The sequence below is a fragment of the Pannus brasiliensis CCIBt3594 genome, assembly GCF_036688125.1.
Taxonomy (GTDB): domain Bacteria; phylum Cyanobacteriota; class Cyanobacteriia; order Cyanobacteriales; family Microcystaceae; genus Pannus; species Pannus brasiliensis.
The window spans coordinates 1-10,906 of sequence record NZ_JBAFSM010000091.1; the positions used below are offsets into that span (position 1 = coordinate 1).

At 48.7% G+C, this 10,906-nt stretch carries 9 protein-coding genes and 1 pseudogene; 8 read left to right on the top strand and 2 right to left on the bottom strand.

Features of this window, described 5'->3' with window-relative positions:
• Positions 1–263 precede the first annotated feature (263 nt).
• The 3 genes and pseudogenes from V0288_RS24350 to V0288_RS24360 form a co-directional block, all read left to right on the top strand.
• Positions 264–476 (top strand): annotated as a pseudogene (locus tag V0288_RS24350) (reverse transcriptase N-terminal domain-containing protein); the annotation flags it as partial.
• Between the two features lie 33 nt (positions 477–509).
• Positions 510–1,412 (top strand): reverse transcriptase domain-containing protein, encoded by a 903-nt coding sequence (locus V0288_RS24355; protein WP_332867799.1) that lies wholly within the window; start codon positions 510–512, stop codon positions 1,410–1,412.
• Between the two features lies 1 nt (position 1,413).
• The gene (locus tag V0288_RS24360) at positions 1,414–1,773 is read left to right on the top strand and encodes an HNH endonuclease (RefSeq protein ID WP_332867791.1); all 360 of its coding nucleotides are present in this window, start codon (positions 1,414–1,416) and stop codon (positions 1,771–1,773) included.
• Positions 1,774–2,304: 531 nt separating this feature from the next.
• On the opposite strand, the gene V0288_RS24365 is transcribed toward V0288_RS24360, so the two are convergent.
• A complete protein-coding gene (locus V0288_RS24365) occupies positions 2,305–2,733 on the bottom strand; it encodes a hypothetical protein (protein WP_332867792.1) in 429 nt (142 codons plus the stop codon).
• Positions 2,734–3,086: 353 nt separating this feature from the next.
• Here V0288_RS24365 and V0288_RS24370 point away from each other — a divergent pair, with 353 nt between their 5' ends.
• From V0288_RS24370 to V0288_RS24390, 5 genes are all read left to right on the top strand, one after another.
• Positions 3,087–3,545: a helix-turn-helix domain-containing protein gene (locus V0288_RS24370; RefSeq protein WP_332867793.1), complete on the top strand. Its 459-nt coding sequence runs from the start codon at positions 3,087–3,089 to the stop codon at positions 3,543–3,545.
• Positions 3,546–3,559: 14 nt separating this feature from the next.
• Positions 3,560–6,184, top strand: a complete 2,625-nt coding sequence (locus V0288_RS24375) for an ABC transporter transmembrane domain-containing protein (protein ID WP_332867794.1) — start codon at positions 3,560–3,562, stop codon at positions 6,182–6,184.
• Between the two features lie 2 nt (positions 6,185–6,186).
• A complete protein-coding gene (locus tag V0288_RS24380) occupies positions 6,187–7,641 on the top strand; it encodes a beta-barrel domain-containing protein (RefSeq protein WP_332867795.1) in 1,455 nt (484 codons plus the stop codon).
• Positions 7,642–7,661: 20 nt separating this feature from the next.
• On the top strand, positions 7,662–8,396 hold the full coding sequence (locus V0288_RS24385; protein ID WP_332867796.1) for a peptidylprolyl isomerase: 735 nt from the start codon (positions 7,662–7,664) through the stop codon (positions 8,394–8,396).
• Positions 8,397–8,640: 244 nt separating this feature from the next.
• A complete protein-coding gene (locus tag V0288_RS24390; protein ID WP_332867797.1) occupies positions 8,641–9,537 on the top strand; it encodes a GNAT family N-acetyltransferase in 897 nt (298 codons plus the stop codon).
• Positions 9,538–10,216: 679 nt separating this feature from the next.
• Here the strand turns inward: V0288_RS24390 and V0288_RS24395 are convergent.
• Positions 10,217–10,420, bottom strand: a complete 204-nt coding sequence (locus tag V0288_RS24395) for a hypothetical protein (RefSeq protein ID WP_332867798.1) — start codon at positions 10,418–10,420, stop codon at positions 10,217–10,219.
• Between the last annotated feature and the right edge of the window lie 486 nt (positions 10,421–10,906).

Here is a 10,906-nt window from a genome sequence, read left to right on the forward strand (position 1 = left end):
TCTTTCCGCGAGGTTTCTATCTTCCCCGACCCTAGAGTGATAAAAGAGCGGTATCATTACGTGTTTAGCACTACCCTAATTTTTATTGTCACCCCTACAGAACGGAACTAACAATCAATCGAGGGAACGAAGAGAAACGAACCGAAAGTCGGGGGACAGGTCGAACCCCCCGTAGGCTAGACGAGTAGCGGAACCCTTTCGGTTCGGGCAGGACAGACCGTAACTGGTCTGAGGTGTTCAGAGTAAACGAACTGGAGTAGAACATGGTTAGACACGGCAAAGCTAGTGAACTCTGGAAATCATTACCTTGGAAGAAATTTCGACGTAATCTTTTCCGTCTACAAACGCGAATTTACAAAGCTATTCGGGCTGGAGACTATCGTTCGGCGAGGTCAATTCAAAAGCTCGTTCTGAAATCTACCTCGGCGAGGTTACTGGCTATCCGTCAGGTAACACAGCTAAACGCCGGGCGTAGGACGGCGGGAATTGACGGAAGAGCGAATTTAACGATGGAACAGAGATTCGACCTGAATGAACTTCTGGCCAGACAGGCGAACGACTGGAAACATCAGAAACTCCGCGAAATTCCCATCCCCAAGCGGGATGGAAAGACCCGAATCCTTAAAGTCCCCACTATGGCGGATCGATCGTGGCAATGCCTCGTTAAATACGCTTTAGAACCGGCGGCAGAGGCCACCTTTCACGCGAGAAGCTACGGTTTCCGAACGGGACGCTCGGCGCACGACGCGCGGAAAACCCTGTTCGACAACCTGAAATCAACAGCGAAGGGAAAAGATAAGCGAGTCATCGAACTCGACATCGAGAAATGCTTCGACCGGATAAGCCACTCATCCATTATGGAAAGACTCATCGCCCCCAAGAGCATCAAAACCGGAATCTTCCGATGCCTAAAGGCGGGTGTCAATCCGGAATTTCCTGAGCGAGGAACCCCACAAGGGGGAGTGGTGAGTCCACTTTTAGCGAATATTGCCCTCAACGGGATAGAGGAGATTCACCAATCCGTTCGCTACGCTGACGATATGGTGATTATTCTGAAACCCGAGGACAATCCTAATGTAATCCTATACCGGATACGCCAGTTCCTCACCGAGAGAGGGATGAATGTTAACGAGCACAAGACTAAGCTGACCGCTACGACAGACGGCTTCACGTTCCTAGGCTGGTACTTTAAAGTGCAGGGCAACGGAAAGTTTAGATGCGTCCCCTCAACGGACAACTTTAAATCCTTCCGTAAGAAAGTGAAAGCCATCGTCAATAGCTCGAATTATGGTGCCACGGAGAAAGCCAAAAGGCTCGCCCCCCCTAGTAAGAGGATGGAGGAATTACCATCGCTACTGTCAGATGGATGGCTCGCGATTCTCGCTGTACCACATCAACCACAGAGCGTTTAAGGTGTTCGACAGGGAAACCAAACAGGATAAACACACTAGCGCGGAGCTAGTGAGAAAAGCGTTCCCGACGGTTCCCTACTCCGAAAACAGGCACGTCAAAGTCAAGGGTGAGAAATCCCCCTTCGACGGAGACATCGCCTACGGTCGCGAACGTAACAGTAAACTCTACTTCGGCGACACCTCTAAAGCCCTCAAACGGCAGAACCATACCTGTGCCTCCTGCGGATTAAGATTCCTAAATGATGAAAGAGTTCATCTCCATCATATCGACGGGAATCACTCCAACTGGAAACCCAGAAATCTGATAGCAATACACGAAAGCTGTCACCATTACCGGCACATGAGCAAAGGCGAAAGCTAAGAACATCGAAAGCTGGATGCACCGAAAGGCGCACGTCCAGATTGAACAGGGAGGGGCGAGGGGTCATACCCTCCCTCGACCCTAACTAACGTCATTTCCCAATTCACGAGGGTACTGAAACCCTTGGAATTCCGTAGGCGAGAAACCCTAAAAAATCCTTAACCGAGAGGTATTGAGACGAGAGCGGGCGATCTCCCGCTAGAAGTACCCGCCCCGAGCGCGGTATCCGGTCTCGCTACAATTTCATCAACCCTCGTCGTGAGGGGCGACCATCTTTAAGAGCCTCGTACAGCGACGGTCATTGTCTTCGGAACACGGGCGATAGCGAGAATTCGGCGAACGAGTACGGACTTCGGGTAACCAGTAGCGCGTCCATCAGATCCATCGTCGCGTCTCTACCGTTGCCCAACAACGAGTAGGCATCAGATACGGAATTTTAGATTCTAAGGTCATTGCAGGAAGAGAGAGGATTATCGCTTAATCTCTCGTTCTCTTCCCAAATGCAGTTCGGGTGTATTTCCGACCGCTTTTTTAGTCTAAAGTCGAGCGAAGGGCGATATAGCGGGAATTCGCCCGCGGGTTGCCTCTCGCGAAAGCTTGCTGAAAATATCCGTCGGGATCGTCGCGGATTACCCGGAGAATTTTCCCGTACAGCGATACCGCGGGTTCGTGTACGAGCTTTCCCTCCCTTACCCCGTCGATCGAGATCGGGGGTACGCCATCGGGGGGTAGGGGTTTCCGGAGCCGGCGCGCGTCGAGACACCGGTATTTAAAGCGCCCGTTCACCCACCGCATCACGCTCCCGAATTTCGGGTCGTATTTCTCGATATTACGGGTAATATCTTGAAAAAGCTCCTGTAAGGCTTCCGCTCGGTTCTCCGGGTAGTCCGCTCGGGAGGCGGAGGACAGAGGGGGTAGCAATTGACGGGGCGATCGCCTCGCGGTAGGAGGATGAACCATTTGGTTAGGGCGCGGTTCCGTTCCCGACCGCCCGCGGGATAGTCTTTCGCCCGTAACGCGGTTTCTTCGAGCGATTCACCGGTTATAGAGATCCGATCGATTCCTATGTTTATATCGGTCGGGAAACAGGTTTTTTCTACGACCGAAGAAAAATTAAGAAATGTAACGGGACGCGCACAACCCATCGATTCGCCCGAAAGGAGAGGTACGGAAAACAAAATTCCCGCGATCACGCGTTCGGGAGTTTCGCGGGCGGTATAACGCCCGATCGGGTTTTCCGTAACCCGCCATCTCGTCAATAGTTGTTCGGGATACCCCCCGTTATTTTCCCCTCTTGCAGGGTTATATCCACCATGACCGGAAAATATTTATCCCCCGCCCAACGCCGGGATCTGAGCGAGATCTCGCGAGAGACCTCGCTACCGGAGATCGATCGCAAACGGATTCAAATCATCCTTTTCGCGGACGAGGGAAAATCCCAGGCCGAGATCTGCAAGCTTCTCGACTGCACCCCCGCCACGGCTAGTAAATGGATACTGATCGCCGAGAGCGGCGAGATCGATCGCTGGCAGAAATACCGCCGCGGCCGCCCGCCGAAGGTCGATGATCGCTACCTCGCCCGTCTCAGGGAACTCATTAGTAAATCCCCCCGCGATTTCGGCTATTCCTTTAACCGATGGTCGGGAGTTTGGTTAGCGCGGCATCTAGAGAAAGAATTCGGGGTCGCGCTTACCCCCACCCACATTAACCGTTTACGGAAACAGTTACAGCCGATCCGTATCGTCGATCTCTTCCCTTCCCCCAAAGCTTAAAACCATAGTCGCTTATGCTCGATACTCACACCCTAATCAACCCGTGGCCGGAAATCCTTTCCGAAACCCGGTGGCGGAACCTACAGAAAGAGGCGATCGCCCTCTCTCCCGAAGCCGGTACACTGCCCCTACAGCCGGGGTTATACGTGGTCTTTTGCGGCAGAGTCCGTATACTGAACTCGGCCCACAAGAAAGTTATCTGGCTCGAAAGTGGCAATTTTTTCGGTGAGTTCTCTTTATTTCCCGAGTTAAAATTGTTTCCCTACCCGGTTCGAGTCTCCGCGAGCGCGGAACTACTTTTAATTCCCGATTCCTCGCTGAGGCCGATCCTGAAAAAACACCCCGCCCTGAAAAAACAACTCCTGCAACGGGCGCGAGAGATCGACACGATCGTTCGGAATACCGGGGAAGAGAAAGAAAAAAGCGAAAAAAGCGATCGAATCTATTTTCCCTCCCCGGCGCGACGGTTGGGACACCGGATCGGGCGAACGATCCGCCGTTATCCCTTCTTCGAGCAACAGTCCGCTTCCGATTGCGGGGCGGCCTGTCTGGTGATGATCGCCCGCTATCACGGCAAAAGAATCAGCGTCAACCGTTTGCGGGAGATGGCGAATGTCACCCGCGACGGGGCATCGATGAAAGGACTGATCGCCGCGGCGGAAAATATCGGTTTTTCCACGCGCCCGGTGAAGGCGACTCTAGAAGGATTAACGAAACAGCCGCTACCGGCGATCGCCCACTGGGAGGGCAAACACTTCGTCGTCATCTGGGAAATCACTCGAAAACAGGTCATTATCGGCGATCCGTCCCTCGGGCAGTTAACCCTAAGCAGAGCCGAATTCGCGGGGAAATGGACGGGATTCACCCTCCTCCTACAACCGACCGTGAAATTTCGGGAAACGAGGGAAGATAAAGCCTCGCTCTGGCAGTTCTATCGATTACTTCAACCCCATTGGTTCGTACTGCTGGAAATTTTCGTCGCCTCGCTTTTTATCCAGATTTTCGGGTTAATCACGCCAGTTTTCACCCAGTTAATCCTCGATCGGGTGATCGTGCAGGGGTCTTTAACCACTCTCTGGGCGATGGGGATCGGAGCGCTGATTTTCGGGGTATTCCGGGTGATGATTACCGGTTTACGCGCCTATCTCCTCGATCACACCGCTAACCGCATCGATACGGCGTTAATCACCGGTTTTATCCGTCACACCTTGAGCCTTCCCCTCGGTTATTTCGAGTCCCGCTACGTGGGCGATATCGTCTCCCGCGTCGGGGAAAACCGCAAGATCCAGCGTTTTTTATCCGGGGAAGCGCTCTCGATTTTACTGGACTTATTGACGGTTTTCGTGTACGTGGCGGTGATGTTCCGCTATAGCTGGCAATTGGCTTTATCGAGTTTAGCGATCGTGCCGCCGTTCTTTCTTCTCGCCCTATTTTCTACCCCTTTTCTCCAGAGAATATCGCGGGATATTTTTCAGGCGATCGCCAAGGAAAGCAGTTACCTGATCGAGATTCTAACCGGTATCCGTACCGTGAAATCGATGGCGACGGAGCGCTCGGCCCGGTGGCACTGGGAAGATCTTTTCTCGGTGGAGGTAAAGAAAAATTTTGCTGGGCAGGTGATCGAGAATAATCTCCAGATAGTGAGCAATCTCATCGAATCTTTAGCGACGACGGGATTACTCTGTTTCGGCGCGTATTTGGTGATTCAAAACCAACTATCGATCGGGCAATTGATCGCTTTTAATATGCTTTTCGCACAGATCGTCGCGCCCTTTCAACGCTTAACCGTTCTCTGGACACACTTTCAAGAGGTCAATATCGCCGTCGAGCGAATTAACGATGTCTTGGACGCGGAGCCGGAGGAAAATAGCGAGGAACGTTCCCGTCAGTTTCTACCCGAACTAACGGGACATATTCGTTTTGAAAATGTCACCTTTCGCTACCATCCCGACAGCGATCGCAATGTTTTAGAGAACGTGAGTTTCGAGATTTCTCCCGGTCAAACCGTCGCCCTCGTCGGTCGGAGCGGTTCGGGAAAAACGACGATCTCGAAATTACTTCTCGGCCTGTATCCCCCCACCGACGGAAAGATCTCGATCGACGGTCACGATCTGACCGCGATCGCCCTGAGTTCCCTACGGCAACAGGTGGGAGTCGTGGATCAGGATACGTTTCTTTTCGGTGCCACGATTCGGGAAAATATCAGTTTAGGGCATCCCGATCGACCCTTGGAAACTGTTATTGAAGTCGCGAAACTCGCGGGAATTCACGACTTCATTCAATCGCTCCCGATGGGGTACGAAACCCAGATCGGCGAGGGGGGAGGATTACTTTCCGGGGGGCAGAGACAACGGATCGCGATCGCTCGATCGCTCCTGGGAGATCCGCGGCTATTAATCCTCGATGAAGCCACTTCCCACCTCGATACGGAATCGGAACGAATTATACAAAATAATCTCCAGAAAATCCGACGGGATAGAACGGTGGTGATTATCGCCCATCGCCTTTCCACGGTGCGGAGCGCGGATTGTATTCTCGTACTCGATCGGGGGGTATTGGTCGATCGGGGAACTCATGAAGAATTAATGTCCCGTCCGGGGATTTACCGAAACTTAAACGCTAACCAATTGAGCGAGTAACCATGACAACCGAACTAAAAAACGAACGCGAACAATGGTCTTTCCAGACGAAAGAGTTAATCGAAACCTTACCCCTCCCGTGGACGCGCGGCTTACTGTATTTCCTGATTCTCCTCGTCTCGATCGTTCTGCCGTGGGCGATATTTTCTAAAGTCGAGGAAACGGGGGTCGGCACGGGAAGAATCGAACCGCAAGGGGAGACGGTAAAACTCGACGCGCTCGCGGCGGGAAAAGTGGAAAGAATCTACGTCCGCGAGGGGCAGGAGGTAAAAGCGGGGCAACCGATTTTACAGCTAGATTCCTCGTTAATTCGGAAGGATATTCAACAAGCCGAGGAGAAAATCGCGGGACAAAAAAGCCGTCTCTCCCAACAGAAAATCATCAAAAATCAGCTAGAGATTTCTTTAACCACCCAACGCCAGCAGAATCGCGCGGCGGAAGCGGAAAAGAAAGCCTCGATCGAACAAGCGCGGGAGAATATTAACGCGTTAGTTCAGAAAGCGAAGATATCGCTAGAAGAACAAGCGGCGCGGGTGGATCAGGCGAAAACCGCCCTCGCGCGAAGTCAAACCGATTACCCGATTTTAAAAAGTCGGTACGAGATCGCTTTACAGGAAGTGGAACGCTACCGGAAAGCGTGGGAGGACGGCGCGATCTCGGAGGTGCAATTCATCGAGCGCGAGGACAACGCCAAAGAACGCCAACAACTCTACGAGCGGGGAAAAGCGGAGGTGAAAGAAAATCAAGAAAAAGTAGCGGAGTTAGAGAGCGCGTACCGTCAAATAAGGCAACAAACGAGCGCGGATATCGCCCAAGCGCGTCTGCAATTACAGGAGCGGAAACGGGGTTATCAAAGCTTACGCCACGCGAACGATCTAGCCCTATCCAGGATACAGGAACAGATTAAAAATCTGGACGCGGATATCGCCTCTCTCGCGTCGGAAATCGCCCAAAGCACCAGCCAGCGGCAAGCGCTCCAGATTCAACTCGGACAGAGGGTTTTCAAGGCGAATACCGACGGCACGATCTTTTTATTACCGATTAAACGCGCGGGCGCGGTGGTGCAGTCGGGAACGCGCGTGGCCGAGATCGCCCCGAAGGGTTCGCGGTTTATTCTCAAGGCGGAAATGCCCACGGATCAAAGTCAATTTCTCCGCGCGGGTATGCCGGTAAAAGTCAAGTTCGATGCCTATCCCTTTCAAGATTACGGGATTATCGGCGGCCAGATTATTAAGAGATCACCGACGGCGATCGAGAAGGAAACGGCCAAGGGAAAGATCAACGTTTTCGAGCTAGAAATTCAACTCGATCGCTCCTGTATTCAAAAGGGAAGTCAATGTATTCCTTTCAACCCTGGCGATACGGCTACCGCGGAGGCGATCGTCCGTCAGCGTCGGGTGATCGATTACATCCTCGATCCCTTCAAGGATCTCCAGAAAGACGGGTTAAAACTGTAGCTTTTTTGTAAGGAGTCATTATGTCGCGCACTATCAGCATCACGAATCAAGACCTGATCCAACAGCTTAAGTTTTCGGGTAAAATCTCCGAAATTATCGAGGGAATTATCGCTCGGAAAATCATCACCGAAGCGGCCGCGGAAGCGGGGATTAAAAACGCGATCGCGGAGTTACAGCAGGGGGCGGATCAATTCCGTCTCGCCAATCAACTCCATAACGCTAAAGATACGTGGGATTGGCTGGGAAAACGGGGGTTATCCCTAGACGATTTCGAGGCGATCGTACAATTCAATTTACTATCGGGTAAATTGGCGCAACATCTCTTCGCGAACAAAATCGACCCTTATTTCGTGGAACATCAGTTAGATTACACCGGCGCGGTGATCTACGAGGTGGTGTTAGCCGATGAAGCGATGGCGATGGAGTTGTATGAATCGATTCAGGAGGAGGAAATCGGCTTTCACGAGGTGGCGCGTCGCTATATCGAGGATGTAGAGTTACGACGCAAGGGGGGTTATCGCGGTATCGTCTACCGTAAGGATTTACGGCCGAATATCTCGGCCGTGGTTTTCGCGTCGGATTCACAACGTTTGTTGAAACCGCTTCTGGGCGATCGGGGTTTTCATCTGATTTTCGTGGAGGAAATCGTTCAGCCGAAGTTAACCGAGGAGTTGGTTTTGCAAATCGGTGTCGATCTGTTCGGTCGGTGGATAGAAGAAAAACTTCAGGAGGTGGAGTTCGAGTTAGGGAATTAATCGTAGACGGGGTGGGCGTTGCCCGCCCCGTATTAACTGGAAGAGCGGGATAGACTATCGATCGAGCGGTGGCTTGACTGGATGAACGGTGAATTAACCTCTAAATCGAGTCGAAACATTATTAGCTCTATTTATGTTCGATCGATATCTTTCAGGAGATTGATTTATTTTGTTTATTTAATTAAACTATAAGAAGTGACGATATCGAGTCTTTAGTCTTCGTTAAAAACGATTAACATTAGCCATGAAAGCAACAAGTCTTCTAAACTATCATTTTTTTACTATCGATACCGAGCGAGCTATTCTCTTTGAGAAATTTACCTATCCGAGTTATCGTTTTCTACTCAGAATTTTAGATACAGATTCTTCTATTGTTGCAATAGGGATTAGCGTGGATTCACGGGCTATTGGATTAGCTTTAGCCAAAATTGACAATTATAAAGCGGATTTAATTTCTTTGTTCGTTCATCCCGAACATCGGCAAAAAGGGCTTGGAAAAGCTTTGCTCACCTTTTTAGAGTTCGAGCTTAAAAGCAAGAATTGCTCGCAATTGAGTGTAGTATATTTATGCAACCAAACCACTCTTTATTTTGAGAAAATAATGCAGAAATTAAATTGGCTCGAACCTCAGCCGAGGATGTTAGTTTATGAGGCACTGATTCAAGATTTTAAAGATTTATCTTGGTTAAAACTATATACATCTATGCCTTCTGGCTATACAATCTTTCCTTGGATAGAGCTAAGCCAGCAAGATAGAGAATTTATTCAAAATCAAAAATCGTATTTTCTGGAGTATCCTGAAATTTTATCACCATTTCAAGAGGAAGAGAATATGGAAGTTACGAATAGTTTAGGCTTGAGATATCAAGATAAGGTTATCGGGTGGATGATCACCCATAGAGTAGCTCCCGATACGATACGCTATACAAAGCTTTTTGTCAAACGTGAACTACAATCTTTAGGGAGGGGAATCGCTTTATTGGCTAGATCGATTCACTTACACCTCGAAAAAATTCAAGCTCCTAAGATGACCTGCGCTATCGAGTTTAACAATATCGCAATGGTTAAGTTTGGAGAAAAAAGAATAGCACCTCATGTTCGCTCTATTCGTCAATCTCGATATTCTTTAAAAAAATTCTAATTTTTAAAGAATATTATTCTAATCTACAGCAGTTTTCCTGGAGGTTCAGTACGCGTAAATCCTTGACTCTAAAAATTTTCAGCTTCGTAAATGTTCCTCGTGTTACTGAAAGCCGCTGTTACGCCCTTCTATCATTACAGGGTCGCTATCAATCGGGCGAGAGCCTAAAACGCCTCGCCCGGTTTAGATTTTTAGTCTCGTTTCTAACAGGAGCTTACCCGACACCGATAGAAAAGCGGTATCATACTAGGCTCTGATTAAAACCTAAAAATAAAAATGTCGCCAAGGGAAAGGAAACCACCCAGGCTTAGGCCAAGTGATAGGCTTGCCTCCTACACCAGTGATAGGCTTGCCTCCCACGACTACTTCAAGTTCTAAGCTGGACAGCTCGGCGAATTCAAACTCAGAAGGATGTAAATTAGTTATTTTGATGTTAGTCATGAACTGGTAACTCCTAGTACAAGGTTTATAAATAAAATTATTCATGGTATTTATTCAAAATGCAAACACATTGTTATGCTTAATTTGATTATTTTTGTTTGAGGTTTTTATTCAAAAACATAAAATTAATGAATCATGAGATTAAAGTAAGCTTCGCTTTTTTAATCTCATGATTTGATGTTAAGCGCGTATTAAATCACCTTGAGAAAATACTACATCAGGTGATTTTTTACGAGACTTAGAGTAGTGAGACCACACCCCGTGCAACACCTATCCAACCTCCCGGCACATTACGACGAACCGCTCGATCGACCGAGGGTCCCCAGTTGCCTATATTTAAAAATCCATTTTTGCCTCCGACAACAGCTTCAAGTTCTAAGTCGGATAGCTCGGCAAATTCAAACTCGGTAGGTTGTAAGTTAGTTACTGTAATGTTAGCCATGATCGTTAGCTCCTATGCGAGGTTTACTAAACATAATCATCAACGATACTCGTTTAAAATGCAAATGTATTTTGAAATTTAATTAATTTATTTTTGTATCGAATTCGATCGATCCGAATACCGCGCTCGGTTTAATTTTAAGGTTATTTAATGAAAGATATAGGATAACCTAGATTATTTTTTTGAACTTAAATATTTTTTTTAAGTTCGATTAGTCTTTAAAAATAGCTTGTTCTCTCTTGCGAGATTCCATAGTATTAAATTCAGAGAAGTCGATCGGCTTGTCCGATAATTCTCGCCGAACTCTTCTATTTATAGAGTCAATTACGCTCGCGCTCGCGTTCTCTAACCGATCGCTCTTAGTAGGAATACCGAATCCGCTTTTAAAAAATTGATAACTTTCCCGCTATAGCGAGATTAGAGACCCCGAATAATGGGACTTAAACGGATCGTCTAACTTTTTAAGCTATAATCGAGTCATAACAA

Excerpts from the sequence above, each read along its gene's own strand:
- V0288_RS24370 (WP_332867793.1), top strand. The coding sequence starts at position 3,087 with ATGACCGGAAAATATTTATCCCCCGCCCAACGCCGGGATCTGAGCGAG.
- V0288_RS24390 (WP_332867797.1), top strand. The coding sequence starts at position 8,641 with ATGAAAGCAACAAGTCTTCTAAACTATCATTTTTTTACTATCGATACC.
- V0288_RS24385 (WP_332867796.1), top strand. The coding sequence starts at position 7,662 with ATGTCGCGCACTATCAGCATCACGAATCAAGACCTGATCCAACAGCTT.
- V0288_RS24395 (WP_332867798.1), bottom strand. The coding sequence starts at position 10,420 with ATGGCTAACATTACAGTAACTAACTTACAACCTACCGAGTTTGAATTT.
- V0288_RS24375 (WP_332867794.1), top strand. The coding sequence starts at position 3,560 with ATGCTCGATACTCACACCCTAATCAACCCGTGGCCGGAAATCCTTTCC.
- V0288_RS24355 (WP_332867799.1), top strand. The coding sequence starts at position 510 with ATGGAACAGAGATTCGACCTGAATGAACTTCTGGCCAGACAGGCGAAC.
- V0288_RS24380 (WP_332867795.1), top strand. The coding sequence starts at position 6,187 with ATGACAACCGAACTAAAAAACGAACGCGAACAATGGTCTTTCCAGACG.
- V0288_RS24365 (WP_332867792.1), bottom strand. The coding sequence starts at position 2,733 with ATGGTTCATCCTCCTACCGCGAGGCGATCGCCCCGTCAATTGCTACCC.